Consider the following 22,280-nt stretch of genomic DNA (forward strand, 5'->3'; position numbering starts at 1 on the left):
GCCGCCCAGCGCCGCCCAGCCTCGCCCCGCTGGCGCCCCGCTGGCGCCGCCCAGCGCCGCCCAGCCTCGCCCCGCTGGCGCCCCGCTGGCGCCGCCCAGCGCCGCCCAGCCTCGCCCCGCTGGCGCCGCCCAGCGCCGCCCAGCCTCGCCCCGCTGGCGCCCCGCTGGCGCCGCCCAGCCTCGCCCCGCTGGCGCCGCCCAGCGCCGCCCAGCCTCGCCCCGCTGGCGCCCCGCTCGCTTACGCGCGCGTAGCCAGCCGGCCGGCGGCGCGTTTACGCAGGTCAGCGCGCTTAAGGTAACCCTGGGTGCGTGACCTGGTCGGCGGGGGGGTTCCGGCCTTACGCGCGCGTAGCCGGCCGGCCGGCGGGTTTCCGCAGGTCAGCGCGCCGATCGGCGCCTGCGTGCGCGATGGCCCGTGGCGGGCGCCTACGCGCGTAGCCGGGCCCCGGCCTACCCTTGGCGCTTGCCCAGCGCTTACACGCGCGTGCGCCGCGCCCAGGGCCGCGCGGCCCGGTTGGGGCGCGTTGAGTTGCAGCTCGCGCGCTTGCCGGCCCGCCGATCGCGCACGCCGGCGCCTGGGCGCACGCCTGGGCCCGGTCTGCGCGCGGCGGCCCACGCCTAGCGCGCGTCGCGCCGAGGAGCCGGCCGCGTGCCTACGCGCGGGTGGCTGCGGCCCGCGCTGGCCTGCGCGGCGCGCGCCTCGGGCCTCGTGGCCCGCCTACGCGCGCGTGCCCGTCGCGCGTAGGCGGGGGCGGCGCGGGGGCGCGGGGGCGCGGGGGCCTTTCGGGAATGGGGCGGGCGCGGGCCCGCGCGCCTGCGCTTTTTATTCTTTCGCGGGGGCGGGCTAATTGCGCGGGGCGCGTTTCTAGAGAATTGCGGGGCGGGCGCCGTATTGGGTTTCGGTGAAGCTGGGAAAGCGCTTCTGACCTGGGGATTTGACAAGTAGCGCAGTCGTCTGAAAGCATTTTCGGCATCCCAGCAAAAGCCGTTTCCGAAACGGCCAACCCAACAACGGCCGAACCGTTCGGCCTATCTCAAGGAGGCGCGCGCAATGGTTCACACGCTCGTACTGCCCGCGAACATCGACCCGACGATCATCTGCGCCCAGCAGGACTGCCCGCGTAAGCAGCGACACCACGTCGGCGACCACGGCTGCGGTTACCTCGAATCGCCCGACCACGCTGGGCTGGTGCGCAAGAACCGCTGCAACTCGGTCGACTGCGCCTACAGCGCGCGGCGCCACCACCGGCCGGGCGCCTCGAAGCACTGCCGGTTCCTCGCGCCGCGTAACGGCCGCGTCATATGGCGCTGACCGGCGCTGCCCGGTACTCACCGGCCCGCTTCGGCGGGCCGGGCGGGTGCCGAGTGGTGCCGGGCAGCCCGCCCGATACCCCAACCAGCCCGGCCGAGCGCGCCGGGCACGTCAACAGGAGGAACCAACATGCGAGTCATCAGCGCAACCGAGGTCGAGTTCACCACGCCCACTGAGATCGAGGTCGCCGACCGGCACGCGGAGCTGCTCAACAGCGGGCTGAGCTACGAGGGGGCGGTCGAGCGCATCGAGAACGGCGCCCGCGAGGACGAGCAGAACTGGGTGCTGCAGGCGCTCGCCGAGCCGAAGTTCCGCACGTACCTGAGCACCGGCAGCCCGGAGCTGGCCGCCGACGCCCGACGCCAGCCCGCGTCCGTTCCGGAGCTGAAGGGCGAGCGCACGTCCCACCGGGACGGTCGCTACCGCGTCTACACCCGCGAGCACCTGCCGTTCGACGCGCTGCCGGAGGGTCACCCCGGGGCGCTGGTCAGCCTCGATTGGAGCGTCGCCGTGACGCGCGAGGGCCGCTGCGGGGAGTACACGTACGCGGTCGGCGCCGTCCGGCTCGTGGACGGCAAGGACCTGGTGCAACACGCGCTGGAAGGCACCCCGTGCGAGAGCTACCGCGACGGCTACCGCATCGCGTACGAGGCCGGGCTGCTCGGCTTCATGGTCTACGAGTACGACGCGGCCCGGTACGGGCTGCCCACTGTGGCCGACGCCACCGCCTGACCAGCAACGCCCCACGGCGCCCGCCGCCCCCGCGAACAGCGGGGACGGCGGGCGCCCGCGTTTCTACCACCCCGTCACCGCCCGAAACCCAGCCCGCCCGGCCAGGCACGGCCGCGCGTAACCACCGGAGGAACCGCCATGACCAACACGACCACGGCCGCCCCGATCGCCCCGCGCACCACCGTCGGCACCGCCACCATCGCCGCGCTGCACACCGACCCGTACGTGGCCGTCAACCTCGGCGGCGTCGAGTACCGCCTGAACATCGACCTGGCGCGCGTCTTCGAGCGGACGTCGCGGCCGATCGTCGAGGCGGTGGTCGTCGAGGCGCAGCGGCTGATGCGCCGCCACGTCGGCTACGCCCCCGCCCCGGGCAGCCGCGCGCAGTTCGACAACCGGCGCGGCACGCTCACGTTCGCCGTCGCCGAGATCCCCGGCCGCTGCGACACCTGCCTGCACGGCTGCGCCTGCCAGCCGCTCAGCGACGGCTGCGCCCACTACCGGTGCCGCGCGTTCCCGGCGCCCGACCTGGTGAACTCCTGCCCCGGCGTCGCGGTGATCAACCCGCCGCGCCCGCAGCGGCCCACCACTCGCCACGCCCACCTGGCCCACCGCTGACCACCGGCCCCCGACCGCACGCCGATCCCATCCACCCACGCACGAAAGGCATCGCCATGACCACCACACCCGCACACCCCGCCAACCACACCACCGCCCGCTCCAACGGCGACAGCCGGCCGTTCACCAACGTCCAGAGCGTGATCGACCTTCACCTGGGGCGCGTGCTCAGCGACATCGACGGCGCGCGGACCGCGAACTCGCACCTGCGGCGCACCGCGCCGCAGGACCGGACGGGGCGCGAGGTCGCCCTCCGCCTGTCCGGCGCCGCATTCGGGCGGCGCATCGTCGGTGCGCTGCTGGCCCTGCGCCGGGCGGGCCGGCGGTTCATCGCCGTCGACCGCTGGGAGGCAACCCTGGAGGCGCTAGAGGACCTGCCGGCCCCCGGACGCCCGCTGCAGGTCGTGTTCATCTCCCGCGAAGAGGTCCTGCCGCGCGTCGGCTCCTTCGTCTATGCGATGCAGGACGCGACCGGCGCTCACGTCGGCGTGCTGCGGCGCTACCGCAACGGCGAGTGGTTCGCCGCCCGGCTCGGCCCCAACGGCGAGCGGGCCTGGGCGGGCGGTCACGCGTACGCCGAGGCCGCCGCATACGGCGTCGGGTGGCTGATCGCCGACCGCTGACCGGCGCTGCCCGGCGCTCACCGGCCCGCTCCGGCGGGTCGGGCGGGCGCCGAGTGGCTCCGGCCGCTACCGCACCACATCCCAACCCGCTCAACGCCCGAGAGGACCCACCATGCCCGCGAAAGCCAAACCCAAGACCCCAACCCCACCGCCGGCCGCGCCCAGCCTGCAGCTCACCGTCGGCCGCGACGCGCTCATCGACGCCGTCACGTTCGTCGCCCAGGCGCTGCCGAAGCGGCCGAAGGTGCCCGTGCTGGGCGGTGTGCTGATTCACGCGTCGCACGTCGGCGTGATGCTGGCGTCGTTCGACTACGACGATTCGCGCGAGGTCGACGTCGTTGACGCGTCGACGGTCATCCCGGGCCGCGTGCTCGTCGACGGCAAGACGCTGCAGGCGATCGTCAAGAAGCTGCCGAAGAAGGGCGGCCTCGTCACGCTCACGGGCGTAGGCGTGAAGGTGGCGGTGCAGTGCGGGGAGTCGACGTTCGACCTGCCCACGCTGCCCGTGGACGACTACCCCACGCTGCCCGCCATGCCGCCCGCCGTCGGGTTGGCTTTCGCGGACGCGCTGCTGGCCACTGTGTCGTCGGTCGCGGGCGCCGCCGCCACGTCCGCGAAAGCCGGCGAGTGGCTGCGCGGGGTGAGCGTCAGCGCGCAGAACGGCGTGCTGACGCTGGCCGCGACCAACCGGTACCGGGCGGCGGGCCGTGAGGTCCCGTTCACCGCCATGGGCGGCGCGTTCGAGGCGCTCGTCAACGCGAAGGCGCTGACCGACACGCTCACCCGTTACGCGAAGATCAGCCGCGCGGTGGTGCAGATCGGCTACGGCGACGGCGACGGCGCTCGCCTGTTCAGCGTCGCGGCCGGCCCGTACCGGGCGACCATGCGCCCGATCGACCGGCCCAACGGGGCGAAGGCCCCGCGCGACTTCATGGACGACGCGAAGCGGGCGCGGACGGGGTACGCCGACGTCGACACCACCGCACTGGCGGAGGCGGTCGAGCGGGTGAGCACGGTGCTCGCACGGGAACGGCCGGTCAAGCTGGCGTTCGACAGCGGGCGGCTGGCCCTGGAAGCCAACACGCTGTTCGGCAGCGAGCCGGCCGGCCGTGACGAGGTGCTCTGCACCTACGCGGGCGGGGCGACGGTCAAGCGCGTCCTGCCCAAAGACCTGATCGAAGCGCTCAAGGCGCTGCAGGCGCAGCGCGTGCGGCTCGTGCTGGGCACCGGGCAGCCGCTGCTGATGGAGCCGCTCGACGCGGCCGGTCGGGAGCTTCCCGGCGCGTGGCACCTGCTCGTCAACAACGCGCCGTACGTGGGCCCGCTCGACGCGGTCCGGATCAGAATCGCGGTTGAGGAGCACGCGGCGGCGTGGTTCCGCCACCCGATGGTGGGGGGCGACCGGGAGGCCGTGGCGCGGTACGTCAGCGAGGGGCCGCTCAGCGCGGTGTGCGACCGACACACGCTGCAGGTGGTGTGGGAGAACGTCGCGGCGCTGATCGCGCGACACCCGGAGTGGCTCGAACTGTCCGCTGAGCAGGTTGCGCAGATCGTCGCGCAGCGCGCGGCGGAAGCCGAGAAGGATGCGAACGACGCGTGGGCGAAGGTCCAGGAGGAGAAGTACGGCGAGGCGCTGTCCCTCATCGACGCGGCCGAGCGGAAGGCGCCGGACCACCTGGTCAAGGGCAAGCACACCTGGGCGGACCTTCGGGCGAAGGTGGAGGCACGCCGGACGCGCGCGGAAACGGCCGACGCGGAGAAGGCGCCCACCGCGGAGCCGGCGGACGCGGCCGGCGCGGTCGAAGCGGCGGGCGAGGAGGCGCCCGTGGTCGCGGTCGAGGCGGCGCCCGCCGTCGACCCGCAGCCTGCGGGCGGGCCGTTCGAGCCGCGCCTGGAGCGGCTGCAGCCGTACCTCACCCACGGGCCGGACTACATCCGGGCGGTGGCCGAGGGCGTCAGCTACGCAATGCGCAAGCGCGACACGGGCGGTTCGACGTGGGACATCGACATGCTGGAGGCGGAGGTCGCGGCCGGGTTCCGGGAGAGGACGGACCTGTCGCGGGCACGGGCCGGCCTGCCGGTCGCACCGACGGCGACGCTCGCCCAGGTGGAACGCGCGAAGCAGGTGTTCGACCTGTACGCGGCAGGGAAGTACGCGGAGGCGTTGGCGGCCGTCGAGGTCGGCGAGGCCGAGGGCGCCGACGTGGTGCTGGGCACCACGGTCAAAGGCAACGCGTACGGCTGGCAGCAGGTGCGGGAGCGGATCGTGGCCAAGGCCGGCACGGATGTGCAGCCCGCCCCGGTCGCCCCGCCCGCCCCGGTCGCCCCGCCCGCCCCGGTCGCCCCGCCCGCCCCGGTGGTCGAGCAGACGCCCGCCCCGGGCGAGGAGCCGACGACCGCCGTCGCCCCCATCGTCGGGTACATCGGCAAGAAGACGGGCACGGTGCGTTGCGCATACGACGCCAAGCGGCTGGGCCAGTTCGGCCAGCGCGTCCACGAGGGCGAGCCGGAGGCGGCGCAGCCGTGCGACGTCTGCGGGAAAATGCTCGACGGCAGCGAGCCGCAGCCGCCGGTGGTCGACCTGGAGCAGGTGTTCGCCGCGCCGATCGCCCCGGCGGCGCCCGTCGCCCCGGTCGCATTCGTCGCACCGGCCGCCTCCGAGGTGCCGCAGCCTGCAGTGCAGGCGCCCGCCCCAGTGGTCGACGTATTCACGTCCCCGGCGGCGCACGTCGAGCCGGCCCCCGCGTCCGCCCCGCAGGCGGTCGACCCCGGCGTGCAGTTGGCCGCGCTGACCGACCTGCCGGCGCACGTCATCGCAGCCGCCACGGCGGCGGCCCGCGCCGCGCTCAACACCACGCCCGCCCAGCCGGTCGCGACGCCCGCCCCGCAGGCGGTCGACCCCGGCGTGCAGTTGGCCGCGCTGACCGACCTGCCGGCGCACGTCATCGCAGCCGCCACGGCGGCGGCCCGCGCCGCGTTCAACACCACGCCCGCCCAGCCAGCCCCGCAGGTCATGGAGCGGCTCGTCGGCAACGCCGCGCCGACGGTCGCAGCGGCGGAGCCGGCCGGTGAGCGGCGGACGTACGCGATGGCGGCTGGTACGCGATACAAGGCGACCGGCAAGGCGCTGCAGGGCGCGCTCGACCTGTGGCAGAGCGGCGCGTACCGGGTCAAGGTCCACAAGGACACGCGGACGCTGACCGTCGCGGTGACCGGCGGCGTGGCCGAGTGGCCGTTGGTCGACGCGATGGTCGCCCAGGCGCTCGGCGGGACGCTGACCGTCGTCTGACTCATCCACGCAGCACCCGGGGCGCGCCCTGTCGGCGGGGGGTGCCCCGGTGCTTTCTCCCCATCAACAACACGCTCGAAAGGCCAAACATCATGGATGACATCAACGGCACAACCCCGACGCGTTTGGCGTTCACGGTCACGGAATCCTGGCTCGGCGGAGACGTCGCGGTGTGGCAGGTACGCGTCAACAGGCGGCTCGTGGCGAAGGTGGCGTGCGAGAAGAGCCGCGGCATGATCGACTCCGACGAGTTGCGCGACGCACTGGCGAGCCGCTACGGCGTGCGCAGGCAGGCGGTGCAGTTCGATCGCAAGCGCACCGACCGCTCGCGGATCGTCCCACGCGCCGGCTACATCGACCTACCCGATGGGGTGCCGGCGACTCTGCGGGCAGGCAACGGGTTCGAGTTGGACAGTGAACACGGCGGGGTGTTCCGCGTGAGCCTGCACCGGGGAGGTGTGCTGGTCGACCGGCGCCACGACCTGACCGAGGACCGCGTCGCTCAGGTGATGCGCGAGATGCGGCAGGCACACCGGGATGCAGAGCTGGCCGCGATGCGTTGCAACCACACCAGCGGAAAGCCGGGCTGCGACAAGCGCGGATGCCCGGGTCAGCCGCCGTGGCCAATCGTGCTGGATCGCGACGTCGTGCACATCGGCGCGGAGGCGACTCCGACCGAGACGGGCGCGGCGACGATCGGACGGATGATCGCCGACGGGCTGCGGCGGTTGACCGGCGTGGAGGTGACCGGGCTGACGTGCGGCAACAACGGTTGGGCGGACATCCGCCCAAACGCGCGGAAGATCGGCGGGTGGAGGATGCAGGCGGCCGGCCTGGACGTGACGGTCGTGTCGCACGAAGTCGCGTACGACGGGCGCCACATCCCAATCCCGCAGGTGACGGTGTACATCGGCGACGGAGTGATCCTCGGCGACGCGCAGCGGTCGGCTCGCCCGAAAGCGGAGTGGACGGGTGAGGTGGCGCGGATGGTAGCCCCGCACGTGGAGCGGGCCAGCGACGCTGCGGCGCTGGCACAGCCGGCGCCGAAGGACGGGTGGCGGCTGAAGTGCCCGCCCGTCGGGTACCTGGTACGGCACGCGACCGGGCTGGCGACGGTGGTGGAGCCGCGTGTCGACGGCGCCGTGCTGGTGGTCAACGACTCGCAGGGCCGGGAGCACTACGCCGACCGCGACGCGGGCGGCTGGTGGACGGTGTTCCCGCCGGAGCCGAAGGCAATGCTGCCCCGGGCGCAGATCCGGCCAGGTGTCAAGTTCCACGCCAGCGCGCTGTACGAGTGCCCCGTCTGCCACCACGCGGTACCGATGCAGTCGCTGTCGCGCAACCTCGCGCCGCACGAGGGGTGCGACTTCGCCGGCGGTGAGGGTCTGTGGCTGTGGCAGGCGCCGCCGCTGTGGCCCGCGATGCTGCGCGTCGAGGCGGGTGAGTACGTCAACCGCAGCTTCGAAACGGCGTCGTGGTGGGATCGACACAAGCTGGTGCCGGGCGACTACCCGCTGCGCCTGGTCACCCTGCAGGGTAAGGAGGTCAGCACGCCCGAGTACGCCTACGCCGTGTCGGGGCGGGTGCGGACGGTGCTGGTCGAGTCGTACCGGGAAAACCGGCTGTTCTCGGCGGTCAGCGCGGACCACACCCGCCCGAACACGCCGAGCAGCGTGGCTGTCAGCATACGGCCGTACGTGTGCCACGAGGGCGTGAAGGTGCTCGACGGGCACGCGACCATCGTCCCCGCGGAGCCGGAGGCCGCGACGGAACCGGAGGCGGTGCCCGAAGCGACCATGACGGAGGCCAAGGCGCCGCCCGTGCCCGAGCCAGCGGTGGAGGCAGCGCCGGCCGCCGAGGCCACCCCGCCCGCCCAGCCGAAGCCGGCGGGGATGAAGCCGAGGCGCGAAACGTACAAGGGCCGCAAGCTGCTGGTGCGCAAGCGCCCGCGCCACTGGGGTTACCTGGAGGTCAGCGTCAACGGGCAGGTGGTGTCAATGCCGATCGGGTCGACACCGGAGCAGATGGACGCGCAGATCAGGCAACTGCGCGGTGAGATCGACTTCGTCGACCGGTGGAACATTGTCGAGCCCGGCCGGTACCCCGACCACTGGTTCAAGGGCGCGCCGAAGCCCACCACCGAGGAGATCGCGTCGGCGCACGCGTGGCACAAGGAGGAGCAGAAGCTCAAGGCGCAGCTCGCCGAGCCGGCACCCGCCGAGCCGCAGCCGAGCCCCAGCGGGCCGACATACGACCTGGACCGCCTGCCGCCGATGATGCGCGGTCGGATTGTGAAGCACCTCGACCGGCAGCCGGTGCGCCACGACGGGGAGGTTACGTCCTTCCGGGAGGTGTACAGCCGCGCCGTCGGCAAGTACAAGCAGTGCACGCAGGTGGCGGGCAAGACGGTCACGGACTACCGGTTCAGCCTCGACGAGCAGGGCATCCGGTTCCTGAGCGTCCCGAAGTCGGTGTGGACGGTGGCCCGGTTTGGCGACGCCGATCAGCCCGTCGAGCCCACCGCCACGCAGCCGTCCGGCGAGGCGGCTCCCACGACGGAGGCTCCCTGGCAGGAGCCGATCACGGAATGGGTGATGTGGGGCCGCAACGACGCCTACGTGCCCGAGCCCATCAAGCTCACGGGCGGCAGCCTGCGGCACTGTGAGGCCCGCAAGCGGGAGCGCGAGGCCGAGGGCGGCTGGGGCGAAACCCTGCTGATCCTGCCGAAAGGCCAGCCGTACCCGGCCGAGCAGGCGACGGTGACCGCCGCGCCCACGCCGGAGCAGGAGCCGCAGCGCGAGCTGGCCACGGCCGGGGCGCCCACGGGCGGGCGGCACGACCCATGGGCGTCGGAGCTGGACCTGTAGGGCAACGAACCGCACGCAGAAGGCACCACGCCCCGGGGCACCGCCCCGGGGCACCCACGTTTTAGGGCAACCAGGCAACGCCGGCCCCTCCGCGCACGAGCGGGGCCAGCGCCGTTTCTAACACGCAGGAGAAAGGACATGACGTGAGGGCGTTAACTTCGAACATCAGAGTCGCGGCCGGGCGGTGCGACGGCTGCGGGTACGTCACCGCCCTGTACGGGCAGCCGCAGACCACACCGTGCGGCAAATGCAAGGGCCTGGTCAAGCTGACCCACACCACAGGCACTCCGGGGCGCACGCCGTGCGATGACCGTTGCCAGTACGCCATCGGCAACACCTGTGACTGCCTGTGCGGGGGCGAGAACCACCGCGTCGGGTACATCGCGCCGCCGCCGTGGGTGATCGAACGGGACGCGCAGCGGCACGCCGAGAAACTCGCCAAGGCGGAGCAGGAGGAAGCGAAGCGGCGCAAGGCGGCCGAGCATGGGCGGGCGGAGCTGCTCGCCGCGTACCCGATCCTCGCGGACCTGGACGACAGCCGGTACGCGTTCATGGGCGAGTTCGCCGACAGCATGCGCGAGGCGTTCCGGCGCGGGCAGATGACGCCCCGCCAGATCGAAGCGGCGTGCCAGCTGGTCGAGCGGACCCGGGAGCGCGACGCCCGGGACGCGCAGCTGCAGGCGTCGCGGACTGTTGCCCGCGCGGCGGGCGTGCGGGCACCCGTCGGCAAAACGACGTTCACGGGCGAGATCGTCAAGGCCAAGCGTAAGCAGGTGGCCACGCGGCGGCGCAGCTCCGTCGACGGCAACCGCACGGTGATCAAGGTGACCGTGCGGGGACCGGAGGGGTGGACGGTGTGGGGCACGCTGCCGCGTGCGGCGTACCCGGCGCAGTACACCGCCGACAGCTTCGACGCGTGGCTGCGCGCGCTTCCAGGGCAGACAATCACGCTCACGGCGACCGTCGCGCCGTCTGACGACCCGACGCACGGGTTCTTCGACACCCCGCGCCTGGTCGCCGGGCCCACGGCCGCGCCGACGCCGACCCAGGTGCCCGCCCCGGTGGGGGTGCCCGAGCCCGCGCAAGGGCCTGCCCCCGCACCCCTGCCTGCGCAACGCGACCCGTGGGCGGACCTGCTCGCGGAAGCTATCAAACACCCTTTCTGAGCTGCAGGTTTGACAATCCGTCGAGTCAGTGACCTAACATTGGCCGAACGTTTGAGCCGATGATGTTGCTCCGTTCCGAAGGAACCCACCAGCCCGCAACCACGCGCCCCACGAAGCCCGACGATTCCACGACAGCGACACGCATGACGGCGGCGAATGGCGCCGTCCGCAGCTCACCGGTCCGTCCCAACGGTCCACACAGCTGCGGGCGGCGCCGTTCGCCGCTTTTCGCCCCCCACCCACACCCGAGATAGGAAGGCCACCCGTGATCATCGAAGCCGCTCGCACCGCTCCCGCCCGCAACTCCACCCGCCCCGCCAGTACCCGCCGCCTCGTATCCGTCGAAGCGTTGCTCGACTTCCACCTACGCCGTGCCCGGCTGATGGTCCACACCGTCCGGTACAAGACCTGGAGCGTCGCGCAGCCCTCGGACCGGGTCGCCCCGTGGGATCGCCACACCCGCGCCGACGTAGCCCTAACCCTCCAATGGGTCGCCAGTGAACGGCGTATCGTCGCCGCCCTGCTGGCGCTGCGCCGGGCCGGTGTCGAGCAGCTCACCGACACACGCTGGGCAACCACCCGGTTCACCGTCGCCAACCAGCCGACACCCCCACGGTCGCTGCAGGTGGTCGCATGGGGTGAAGGCGTGATGCGTGACCTCGACGGCCTGCGCGTCGGGACGCTCTGGTGCGACAGAAGCGGCGCCTGGTTCGCGGTCCGGCGCGGCCGGAACGACAACACCCCGGCGGGCTGGATGATCGCCGGCGACTACGAGACCGCCGAGAGCGCCGCGTACGCCGTCGGGTGCCTCATCACCGACCACTGACCGGACCCCGGCTCCACAGATCGGCCCGCCCCAGCACACCGGGGCGGGCCGATCGGCGCTTCAGCCGCCGTCCAGAACAGACCGCTCAACGGGAGGAATCACCGTGTCCGCTACTCGCCCCGCCCCCGACCCCAACGCCGTCCCACCACGTCCCAACACCGGCGAAGCCTGCTACAGCATCGCGTCGCTGATCGACCACCACCGGCGCAAGGCACGCAACTTCATCACGGGTTCAGAACACCACCGCTGGAACCTCGGTCAGACCTGGCACTACATGAGCATCTACAGGTCCCACCCGGGCGACGTCGCTGCCTGCCTCAGCTCCGCGGCCGACCAACGGCGACTCCTGGCCGCCCTGTACGCGTACCGACGGTCCGGGGTGACGCATATCCGTGGTTCGCGCTGGGTGGGCCTCAAGGACGCGATCCTCAACGACGCGCCGCCGAGGTCTCCGCTCATGGTCGTCAACACCGGGCACGGGGGGCTCGTCGAAGACGACAGCGGACGAGGGTCCTACCCGCTGGCCGTCGGCGAGCGCTTCGTCGGCGAGGTGTGGAGCGACCGGGACGGCAGGTGGTGGGCCAGCCGCATGGGACCGGCCGGCACTCCCGTGGGGATGACCACCTCCGGTTCGCACCGCCACCCCGACGCCGCCGCATACGCGGTCGGCTTCCTCGTCGCCGACCACTGACCGGCGCTACTGCCCACCCAACCCGGACTACCGCGGAAGGAACCACCCATGACGACCGATGGCATGCAGGACATTACGGCCGGCGGCAAGGAGCAGGCACAGGCGCTGTACGAGGCCACAGTGGCCGCGTTGAACGAACGCTACGAGCTGGTCTACGTCGACTACCGGGACCAACTGAGTGACCGGGACGTGCAGGACCTGCTCAACGGCGACGCGGACACCGTCTACGACCGGTTCGACGAGGGCTGGCTGAGCGAGAACCGGAGCCACGGCGCGACCTACGAGGTCGAGCAGATCACGACCGAAGAGGAGCGGAACCTCCTGGAGGAACACGGCCGGCTCGACGACCTCCGGCTGGAGATCGAGAACCGCGACGAGTCCGACCCGGTGCGCGACATGTGGCGTAACACGCCACACACGCTGATGACCGTCAAGCTGGACCACGACGTCCCGGACTACACGCTGCGCCCGGATGACGAGTTCGACGAGATTCTCGCGGAGATCGCGAACGCCGCCGGGATCGACCTGGACGGCAACCGGGACGCGCTGACCGATCTGTTGGCGAACGCCAGCTATGGCGGGCAGCTCCTGCTGATCTGGCACGGCGACGCCGAAGACGCGATCGGCGCAACCAAGGCCACCTGGACCGATCCGCACCTGCTGATCCTCAACTCCTTCAACGGCAGCGGCTTCGATGCACAGGTCAAGGGCGCAGTCACCCGCGATCTCAAGCCGGGCGACATCACGGTCGACAAGGTGCGCGCCGGCTACTCCTGGCACCAGACCGCCTGCCCGCACCCGCCCGCCTACGCCACGACGGTCGAGTTCGAGAAGCCCACGGCCCCAGAGCAGCCGGACCTGCACAAGACCGTCAACGGCGCCCCCCGGTGATCGCCTCCGGCACTCGTGGCCACGCCAAGGCGGTCGGCCTCCACACCACTCAGCGCTGACCGTCGCTTCCCGGTGTCCGCCCGCCCCCCGCAGCGGGACGGGCGGGTCGCCGGGTGGCCCCGGCCACTACGGCAACGACCCGATCCACGCTTTAACGAAAGGACTAAGCCCGATGGGCACGCTGCGCTCCTTCCGCGACAAGTTCCGCACCATCCGCAACGGACTGCTACGCCGACACCCGATCGCCGACGCCGCAGTCGCCGCCGTCACCGCCATCAGACCAGCCGCTGCGCAGGGGGACCGCAACGCCACCCGGGAAGCCGGCAACGGTGCGAGGGACTGGATCGGCGGTTGGCGGAACAACGACGTCGACAAGCTGACCCGGCATGCGCGGACGCTCAACGTCAGCCCGGAGAAGCTCGCCGAGATGGTCGAGATGGCCACTCTCCACGACGCCCGAATCAGGTACCTCACCGGCCGCTGGCCGGTCCCTGACGCCGACGAGGCGTTCACCCGCCTCATGCGCGACGCCGCCGACACCGCTGCCGTGATCAACGCAATGGGGCTTCGGACCCAGGTCGCGTTCCTGATCCGCGAGTACGGCCCGACCTACACCGACCTCGCCCTGCGCAACTACGCGGGCTGACCGAGAAGGGAACGATCACGATGGGTGCAATCAACGAGCAGTGGCTGCGGTTGCTCGACCACATCACCGAGCGCGGCCAACGCGACGCCGCCGCCGAGGCTGCTCTACCGACCGACGCCGGGCTGTGGGCGATGGCGCGGCAGCAGGCACCGCTGTTACTGCCAGCCGAGGCCGACCCCGACCTGGTCGACCAACTGTTCGACGCCTACAACGAGGCACGGCGGCCGACTCGCTTCAACATGTACGCCGTGGCCGCGTGGGTCGCTGCGGCCGGTCTCCACGCCGTAGTCGAATCGACGACCGGAAACACGGCCACGCTGTTCGCCGGCAAAGCGCCGGCACGGTGGACGGTCAAGGCGGGCAGCGGCTGGTTCGTGCGTCGCTCGTCCGATGGGACGTTCCCGCCGATCGCGATCGCGGACACCTCCGAGTTCTCGGTCGGAGCAAACGACGACGACGAGACGCCCACGGTGCCCGTTCCGTCGGCGACGACCCCGTACGAAGTCGCCCAGGTGGTCATACAACGGGTCAAGGGCGGGCCGCCCATGACCACGCCGGATGGTCGAGCGCACCCCATCGACGCGCCGCAGCACTCCTGCATCTACTTCGGCTGCGGCGGGCTGCACTGCTGGTGCGGCGGGCCGCTGACGACGTACGCGACGGGGCTCTCGCTCGGTATCAAGCCGGGCATCTGCCGCCTCGACCTGTGGCACATCCCGCACGTGCCGTACGGCATCCGCCGCCGCTGACCATCCGACGCCCGCACGGCGCCGGCCGGACCAGATCGGTCCGGCCGGTGGCCGTGGGGCCTCGGGTGAACCTATCCCGCAACCCCTACGGAAACCCTTCCCGAAACCCTTCCCGCATGCCTCCCCGAAAGGACCGAACCGCCGTGCAGACCATCGCGCTTCCCGTCAACACCCGCCTGTTCTTCCCCGGCGACGCCGAGCACCCGACCCGCGACGACGCCACCACCAACCACCTGCACTGCCTGCTGATCAGCGACGGCGAGGACCGCGTCGCGTACTTGGGCAAGCCGCGCGACCTGGTGGGGTTCGTCGTGCAGCAGGCCGCCCGCGCCCTCGACGCCAGCGCCGCCGAGCAGGCCGCCGAGACCGGCCAGCACCCGGCGGCCGTCAGCGACGCGATCATGTCCACCCTGCTGCAGAACGTGCAGGCCCACGCGGACATGCTCGACGGTTACTACAGCGACGCACAGGACAAGATCGACGACCTGGAACGGCAGCTGCGGGAGCTGCGCCGCGAGACGCGCAAGCAGGTCAACCTGCACGTCAATCGCGCCACCCGAGCGGAGATCAAGGCGGCCGGCCTGGCGAACCTGCTCGAACAGGCACACGCCGACATCAACCGCCTCACCGCCCAGATCCGCAGCCTGCGGGCGTTCAGCGTGCAACTCGCCACCGGCATCTACCCGCTCACCGAGGTCCAGACGCGCGTGCTCGAACTGGTCGAGGCGGAGATGGCCCGCACGACCGACAACAACCACGAGCCCAGCGTGGGCGACTACCTCGCCGACCTGGTGCAGTTCCTCGGCCGTGAACTGCGCGAAGGCCCCGACAGCGAGGCCACACCCGCCGAGCCCCCGGCGGTCACAGTCGACGCCGACCGCTTCAGCCAGTGGATGGGCGAATGGCTGCGGGAGCGCGACGGCGGCGTCGACACCTTCCAGGTCACCGGCGACCACGTCGAGGCACTCATCGTCGGGTTCAACGACCTGCCCGGTCAGGTGACCGGCTGGAACACCCGCCCCGAGATCAAGGGCGTGGAGCTGCTGCGCGCCCGCCACGACGAGGCGTTCGTCCTGTCGATCGAGCTGCGCAACGGTGTGCGGCTCAGTACCGGCCCCCAGGGGCTGGATCTGTTCACCGACCCGATCGCGCAGATGTACACGGGCCTGGACCTCGCGCTGCACATGGCGCGCTGCCTCGCCCACCGCGTCAACGACGCGTTCGCGGCGTACCGCGACCGCTGACCGCCGCCGCCCCCGGTGCCGCACCGGGCGCCGGGGGCGGCCTGGTGCACCGCCCATCACAACCCGAACGACGAAGGGAGACACACCCGTGAGCGACAACACCAACCCCACCACCGTCCTGCGCATCGACAAGCCGTGGGACATCGCGCATCTGCGGGCCGACCCCGCCCGCCAAGCCGCCGACCAGGCCGCCCGAGCCGCCGAGCGGCGGTACGCCGCACTCGCCGGCGCGAAGGCCGCCGACATGCTGACGCAACTGCTCCCCACGGCACACACGGTGCTGGTCGAGGTCAAGGAAGACGAGGACAACCGCGTCACGCTCGACCTGCTGACCGTGCGCGCAGCGGACGGCGCGCTGCTGCTGTTCACCGGCGACTTCGAGGAGATCCCCGAAGCCATCGCACTCCAGGACGCCGCCGAGTCCGGCGGTAAGCCGGTCCCGTCCTTCGACCGCGACACCCACCAGGCGATCGAGTCGCTGCTGTTCGAGGTCGTCGAGTGGGGCCGCAGCTCGGTACTCACGCAGGTGATCGAGGACATCCCGGTCCCCTTCTCGTACAAGCGCAGCCTGCGCGACGGCCTGCTGTGGGAGATGACGCTCCCGGACGTCACCGAGGAGGCCAGGAAGGCACATCCGCAGGTGATGAGCGAGGGCGGTCGGCTGTTCCCGGTGTCGTACGAGTCGCAGGACGTCGACGAGCGCGATGGGGTCGTCACCTACTGGCTGCCGTTGGTCGATGAGCAGGGTCAGTCGACGTTCCTGGACATGCGGTGCTGGGCGGGCCGGGAGGCGGAGGCGTCCGACCTCGCGGTACGCACGATGTGGCGGTTCCCCGACGGGTCCACCTGGTACGGGTCGGCGCTGCCGAGCGACGCTGACCCCACGCCGCAGGAGCACAAGACCGACGGCGAGCGCACCCACACCGTCGTCGGGCTCACCGACGAGTGCCGCCGCCTGACCGTCGCGGGAGTCTTTGAGGGCGAGCACCACGCCGCCGACAAGTCGCCCGGCGACAACGGGTCGGACCGGGTCGCGCTCGTGGTCATCGCCGCCACCCCCGAGGAGGCGGAGAAGAAGGCGCACAACCTGGCCGCCCACTCCGACGACGACCCGCCCCGGCGGTACACCGAGCACAACAACCAGCTCGGCGACTGGTGCCCCTGGTCGGGCAAGCACGCCCCCGCCGACAGCGACGACGACGACCCGTGCCCGGCGCTCTGCCCCGACAGCGGCACCGAACAGGCCGACGAGCCGGACGACACCACTGCCTGACTGGCGCTCACGGAGGCCGGCCCCCACGCGCGGGGCCGGCCTCCGGTCAGCACTGGCGTCTTCCAGCGCCAGTGCCCGCGCTTCCGCACCCATCCAACCCGAGACAGGGAGACGTCATGCCAGACCTACACCCGAGTGTCCGCGAGGCCCTCACCAACGCCGAGGTGACCCGCAACCACGTCAAGATCCGCGAGCAGTTGCCCCGCCCCGTCTACGAGGCGGTGGACGCGGCCCTGCAGGCGATCGGTGGCAAGTACAACCGCCACGCCAGGGCGCACGTGTTCGACACGGACCCGACCGGCGCCATCGCACAGATCCTGGCCAGCGGTGACGTGCCCCTGCCGGCCCGCACCGCCGACGGCTTCGTGGCCACACCGCCCGCCGTCGCCACGAAGCTCGTTGACGTCTACAGCGACCTGCTCCTCAGCGACCCTGGCGTGCGGGTGCTGGAGCCGTCCGCCGGGGACGGGGCGCTGCTGCGCGCCATACTCGACGCCCAGCCAAAGGCAGAGGTGTGGGCAGTCGAGCCGGACCGCGAACGCGCCCACAAGGCGGCCGACGTCGCCCGGCTGATGGTTGAGCCGACGATGGTGTGGGAGAAGACCAGCGCTCGCCGCGCCGCGATGCCAGCGCCGGGCAGCGTGACGGTGGTGCGCAGCAGCCTGGAAGAGTTCGCCGCGCAGCGGGTGAAGCTGGGCAAGGGCGCGCCCGTGTTCGACGTGGTGGTGATGAACCCGCCGTTTTCCGTGCCGGGCAACGACGCGCTGTGGGTCGACCACGTGAACCTGGTGTGGGACATGCTCGCCCCGGGCGGCCGGCTCGCCGCAATCGTCTCCAGGGGCTACGTGTTCCGTCAGGACAAGAAGCACGTTGCGGTGCGGGCGCTGATCGAGGAGCACGGCGGCTGTTGGGAGGACCTGCCCGACAACACGTTCGCCGTGGGCCGGGCGAAGGCCGGGTTCCGTACGGGCATCATCTACGCGACGAAGCCCACCGCCCCGCCCGCCCCTATGGGGCGCAGCGCCCCGGCCGCCGCACCGAAGACCGCACCCGCGGTGGCCGAGACGCCGCGCCTGCCGTACCTGTTCCGCGACTACCGGGAGCCCATCGAGCCGGTGCGCGTCGAAGAGCCGGTGCTCACGTGGGACGCGGCCAAGACGATGCCGGCGCAGGTGGTGTACGTCTCGTGGCTGGAGCGCGATCGCGTGTTGCTGCACCTGGCCAAGTGCGCCACCTGCCCGGAGCCGGTGTGGGGTTGGGCTGACGGGGACCACGAGGCGGGTGACCTGCTCGGCGTGCACTCGTGCGCGATGAGCCTGTGGGCCGAGAGCGAGGGGAGGCAGGGCCCGGCCATCGCCCTCTGTGTCTCCTGCGGGAGCGACGGGGCCAAGTACGACCAGGCGTTGAAGCTGGCGGAGCCGCTGTGGACCGACCGGGACGACGAGGACACGCCCGACGTCGAACCGGCAACTCCTGCTTACGACGGCCGCGAGGTACTCCAGGCGGCGCAGGTCCCGGTCGGCGCCTACGTCGCCGCGTCGGGCGTCGACGCGAGCGGTCGACCCGTCGCCGCGACCGGCTACGTCAAGAGCTGCAACGAACGGCGGCGGCAGGCGGGGGCACAGCCCACGTGGACGTGCCTGACACTGACCCCGACGCCCACGGGCGACGGTTGGAAGCCGCAGGAGGTCCTGCTGGAGCACACCGCCCCCGTCTACCGGGCGCCCGTGCCGGTGCGGCCGGCCGACGTGTTCCAGCAGGTGCAGGCCGCCGTCTACCAACAGGTGGTGGGGCCGCGCGGCCTCAAGGGCACGTGGACCCTCACCAAAGGGCCGCTCGACGAGGACTGGATCTTCCGGGCGCCGCTCGACGAGCACGGCCGTGAGGTGATCGTCGGGCGGGCGGCGTGGACGGGTGAGCGGGTGCTGGTGACCGTCGAGAAGAAGCTCACCACGGTCACCGGGATGCTCTACAACGCGGACACGCAGATCGCCGAGGCGCTCACCACCTTGGGCCTGCCCGTGGTGGCGAGCGGGGCCGGACGCGAGCGCAGGTACGAGATCGGCGGGCGGAGCATGCTGCGGCCCGAGGCGGCGAACTTCCTCCTCGCGGGCGGGTACGACGCCGCGATCAAGGGCGGCCCCGTGGTCGTGCACCCGGACAGGCTCGCGGGGCACACGGCCCTGCAGGCGCTGGCGGGCGGCCCCGCCCCGGTGGGGGTGGGTGTGCAGGTGGGTGCCAGCGGGGACCCGTGGGAGGAGCTTCTGCGGCTTGCCGTCCAACTCTGACAAGCCGCTGACCTGGGGGTTTGACAGACCGCGAACCCTCCGACCTAACATTGGCCGATTCGTTGAGCCGTTGTCAGCGAGGTGATCGAAAGTGAGCTTCAACCAACCCGCACCCGGCCCCGTGTGGCGGGCGCTCCTGGAGGCCGGCGGCAACCTGCCGGTTGACGAGAAGGAACGTGCACGCTACGCCCGAGTCCAGGAGTCCATCCGCGCGGCGTACTGGCTGCCGCCCGAGGCCACGGAGGAGGAACTGGCCGAGGTGCGGGACGACCCGCACGACCCCCGCCCGATCGAAGCCCTGCAGGCGGTGTACCTGAAGGAGTACGCCGACCGGCTCGACCCGAACGCCGCCCTGGACGACGTCGACCGGGCGGCGTTGCCGTGGCGCACGTTGACCCACGCCGAAGCGCGGGCCGCGTATGCGGCGGCGGCGAAGGCGGCCAGCGGCGCCCGCCAGCCGCCGACGGAGCCGCCGCGAACGGCCGACCCGTGGATTCATCTGCTTCACGTCGCGCGCCGGATGTGACCTCGGGGCGGGCGGGACTCACCGTTCCGCCCGCCTCACACCCCGGCCCCACCTACGCCAACTACGGCCGAAAGCATCGGCCGATGATCTGGAGGGATGCTCCATGACCGCTACCGTGACCCGCGAACGCCCCCACGATCCGTTCGCCGACCTGATCACCGACGTCGCCAAACGAGCCGCCAACCAGGCCGCCCGGCTGCTCACCGCCCAGCAGTCCACCGGCGACCCGCTGTGGACCCCCGCTCCCGCCAACGGGCTCACCTTCGTCGACATCTTCTGCGGCGCCGGCGGCAGCTCCATCGGCCTGGCCAACGCGGGCTTCACGCTCAAGCTGGCCGCCAACCACTGGCAGACCGCTATCGACACGCACGCGGCGAACTTCCGCAACGCCGAGCACCTGTGCGCCGACGTCAACAACTACGACTTCCGCCGCCTGCCCAAGCGGGCGGACGTGCTGTGGGCCTCGCCGATCTGCACCGAGATGTCGCCGGCCGGCGGCAACAGCGGCTACAACCGCGACGACGACAGCGACGGGCCGGATCTGCTCCAAGAGTTGGGGCACGTATCGCAGGCCGGCACGCAGCGCACCCGCGCGACGTTCATGGACGTCATCCGCGCCACCGAAGTTCACCGCTTCAAGTGCGTGATCGTCGAGAACGTCCCCGACGTGGCCGTGCGCTGGGAGTTGTTCGATTGGTGGCTGATGGGCATGGAGCGCCTCGGCTACCACTACCGGCTGGTCAGCGTCAACAGCGCCCACATCGGAGGCGAGGGCATCGCCTACGCGCCGCAGTGGCGCGACCGGCTCTACATCGTTTTCATCCGCAAGGACATCGGCCGGATGCCCGACCTCGACCCGCGTCCCACGTCGCGGTGCTTCACCTGCGAGAAGGACGTCCACGGCGTGCAGACCTGGGCGCCGTCGATGGCTCGCAAGAAGTTCCGCGTCGGCCGCTACCGCCGCATGGCGGGCAGCTCGTACGGCCAGTATTGGTACACCTGCCCCAACCGTGGCTGCCACCAGCGCGTCGAGCCGTACATCCTGCCCGCCGCCGCCGCGATCGACTGGACGAACCTGGGCACGCGCATCGGCGACCTGCCGAAGACGAAGAACAAGCCCGAAGGGCTCGCGCCCAACACCATGAAGCGCATCCGCGCCGGCCTGCTGAAGTACGGACCCCAGGCGATCTCTGCCGCCATCGCCGGCAACACCTACGAGCGCAACGGCTATCTGCGGGCGTGGCCGGCTGCCGGCACACTCCCCCCGGGCGCGTTCACCGTCAACAGCAACCACGACGACATCCGTGTCCACCCGGCTGACGGCGCACCACTGTCGGCCCGCACCACGAAGATCGGCGACGGGCTGGTGGTGCCCCCGCCGATGCTCGTTCCCTCCGGCGGCACGTGGGCGGAGGAACCGCTGAACGCGCTCGGCGAGCCCGCCCGCACGGTGATGGCCAACGAGAAGGGCTGCGAGTCGGTTGTCATGCCCGGGTCGTTCATCGCGGTCCTGCGCCGCAACGCCGACGCCGCGTCGCTGCGCGGCCCGATGCCGACGGTCACCGCCGGTGGCCGGCACCACGCGCTGATCGTGCCCTACTACACCAAAGGCGTCGCCACCCCGACCGGCGACCCGCTCCCGACCCTGTCGACCCGCGACCGGTTCGCCCTCGTCGGCGCCGACGAGCTGGCCACCCGAGCCGAGCTGGACGCCCGGGAGGCGTTCTACCGGATGCTTATGCCCCGCGAGAGCCTGCGGGCGCAGGTCTTCCCCGACAGCTACGTCGTGCTCGGCGGGCTCGGCGAACAGACCATGCAGGCCGGCAACGCCGTCTCATGCAACGTCCCGCACTGGATCGCCATGCGCGTCGCCCCCATCCTCCTCACCCACGCCGCCCTGTAACGCCCGCCTCTCACGGAAGGAAGCCCGACATGACCAGCCCGACCCAGACTACGCACGACACCGCCCACCAGACCCCCGGCGCCGACGCGACCGCGATCAAGGAACACGACCGCATCACCATCCTCAACAAGACCGTCGAGTTCGCCATCCTCGTCGGAACCGCGAAGCCGTCGCCGCGCGGTGAGGGCGCCGTCTACGTCCACGGACGGGAGCTGAACGGGCGCGGCAAGCCTTACGCCCGCAGCGGCCACGGCCTTGACGTGTCTGGACCGGCGGGCGGCACCTGGGACTGGTGGCGCTTCCGCAAACCGAACCGGGACCCGATCACGGGCCGGCGCCGGCTCATCCGAGCCAATGGCGATGGCGAGGCCATCTACCGGGCGGCCCGCCGGTACGACGCCAGCGTATCGATCGCAGTCGCCCCGGACACGAGCACGCCGGTAGACCTCTTCGAGCACCCGAGGGTCGCCCTCACCGTCAAGCCCGACGGGTCGTGGGAGGTCGCCCAGCGGGCGGCCGGACCCCGAGCCGACTACGTCGTGGTGGCCACCGGCCACATCGACCAGGTGCCGGCGCCTACCCCGCCGAACACCGCCAGCTAGCCCAGCCACCTGCGACCCCGAGCCCCGCCCCGGC

General features: G+C 71.8%; 18 protein-coding genes. All 18 read left to right on the forward strand.

The window, feature by feature from the left end; translation table 11 throughout:
- Positions 1-1,051 precede the first annotated feature (1,051 nt).
- The 18 genes from KBX50_RS08260 (at position 1,052) to KBX50_RS08345 (ending at position 22,246) form a co-directional block, all read left to right on the forward strand.
- Positions 1,052-1,312, forward strand: coding sequence for a hypothetical protein (locus KBX50_RS08260; protein ID WP_210936023.1), 261 nt, complete (start codon positions 1,052-1,054; stop codon positions 1,310-1,312).
- 129 nt (positions 1,313-1,441) lie between these two features.
- The gene (locus tag KBX50_RS08265; protein WP_210936025.1) at positions 1,442-2,044 is read left to right on the forward strand and encodes a hypothetical protein; all 603 of its coding nucleotides are present in this window, start codon (positions 1,442-1,444) and stop codon (positions 2,042-2,044) included.
- 138 nt (positions 2,045-2,182) lie between these two features.
- Entirely contained in the window at positions 2,183-2,662 is a 480-nt protein-coding gene (locus tag KBX50_RS08270) for a hypothetical protein (protein WP_210936027.1), read from the forward strand.
- Between the two features lie 56 nt (positions 2,663-2,718).
- Positions 2,719-3,285 (forward strand): hypothetical protein, encoded by a 567-nt coding sequence (locus KBX50_RS08275; RefSeq protein WP_210936028.1) that lies wholly within the window; start codon positions 2,719-2,721, stop codon positions 3,283-3,285.
- 112 nt (positions 3,286-3,397) lie between these two features.
- Positions 3,398-6,574 (forward strand): DNA polymerase III subunit beta, encoded by a 3,177-nt coding sequence (locus tag KBX50_RS08280; protein WP_210936029.1) that lies wholly within the window; start codon positions 3,398-3,400, stop codon positions 6,572-6,574.
- 92 nt (positions 6,575-6,666) lie between these two features.
- A complete protein-coding gene (locus KBX50_RS08285) occupies positions 6,667-9,441 on the forward strand; it encodes a hypothetical protein (RefSeq protein ID WP_210936030.1) in 2,775 nt (924 codons plus the stop codon).
- 143 nt (positions 9,442-9,584) lie between these two features.
- Entirely contained in the window at positions 9,585-10,607 is a 1,023-nt protein-coding gene (locus KBX50_RS08290; protein WP_210936031.1) for a hypothetical protein, read from the forward strand.
- 265 nt (positions 10,608-10,872) lie between these two features.
- A complete protein-coding gene (locus KBX50_RS08295; protein ID WP_210936032.1) occupies positions 10,873-11,433 on the forward strand; it encodes a hypothetical protein in 561 nt (186 codons plus the stop codon).
- A gap of 103 nt (positions 11,434-11,536) precedes the next feature.
- Positions 11,537-12,124 carry a hypothetical protein gene (locus KBX50_RS08300; protein ID WP_210936034.1) on the forward strand — a complete coding sequence of 196 codons (588 nt, stop codon included), beginning with the start codon at positions 11,537-11,539 and terminating at the stop codon, positions 12,122-12,124.
- Between the two features lie 48 nt (positions 12,125-12,172).
- Entirely contained in the window at positions 12,173-13,015 is an 843-nt protein-coding gene (locus tag KBX50_RS08305) for a hypothetical protein (protein WP_210936036.1), read from the forward strand.
- A 172-nt stretch (positions 13,016-13,187) separates the two neighbouring features.
- Positions 13,188-13,661: a hypothetical protein gene (locus tag KBX50_RS08310; RefSeq protein WP_210936038.1), complete on the forward strand. Its 474-nt coding sequence runs from the start codon at positions 13,188-13,190 to the stop codon at positions 13,659-13,661.
- A 20-nt stretch (positions 13,662-13,681) separates the two neighbouring features.
- The gene (locus tag KBX50_RS08315) at positions 13,682-14,410 is read left to right on the forward strand and encodes a hypothetical protein (RefSeq protein ID WP_210936040.1); all 729 of its coding nucleotides are present in this window, start codon (positions 13,682-13,684) and stop codon (positions 14,408-14,410) included.
- Between the two features lie 116 nt (positions 14,411-14,526).
- Complete coding sequence (locus KBX50_RS08320) at positions 14,527-15,654, forward strand: hypothetical protein (protein WP_210936041.1); 1,128 nt, start codon at positions 14,527-14,529, stop codon at positions 15,652-15,654.
- An 88-nt stretch (positions 15,655-15,742) separates the two neighbouring features.
- Entirely contained in the window at positions 15,743-16,927 is a 1,185-nt protein-coding gene (locus KBX50_RS08325) for a hypothetical protein (RefSeq protein WP_210936042.1), read from the forward strand.
- 116 nt (positions 16,928-17,043) lie between these two features.
- A complete protein-coding gene (locus KBX50_RS08330; RefSeq protein ID WP_210936043.1) occupies positions 17,044-19,215 on the forward strand; it encodes a class I SAM-dependent methyltransferase in 2,172 nt (723 codons plus the stop codon).
- A gap of 91 nt (positions 19,216-19,306) precedes the next feature.
- A complete protein-coding gene (locus KBX50_RS08335) occupies positions 19,307-19,741 on the forward strand; it encodes a hypothetical protein (protein ID WP_210936044.1) in 435 nt (144 codons plus the stop codon).
- 103 nt (positions 19,742-19,844) lie between these two features.
- Complete coding sequence (locus KBX50_RS32710; RefSeq protein WP_247673357.1) at positions 19,845-21,644, forward strand: DNA cytosine methyltransferase; 1,800 nt, start codon at positions 19,845-19,847, stop codon at positions 21,642-21,644.
- Between the two features lie 29 nt (positions 21,645-21,673).
- Positions 21,674-22,246 carry a hypothetical protein gene (locus KBX50_RS08345; protein ID WP_210936045.1) on the forward strand — a complete coding sequence of 191 codons (573 nt, stop codon included), beginning with the start codon at positions 21,674-21,676 and terminating at the stop codon, positions 22,244-22,246.
- Positions 22,247-22,280: the final 34 nt, after the last annotated feature.

The sequence above is a fragment of the Micromonospora sp. C51 genome (assembly GCF_018070435.1).
In the GTDB taxonomy this organism is placed as follows: Bacteria; Actinomycetota; Actinomycetes; order Mycobacteriales; family Micromonosporaceae; genus Micromonospora; species Micromonospora sediminimaris.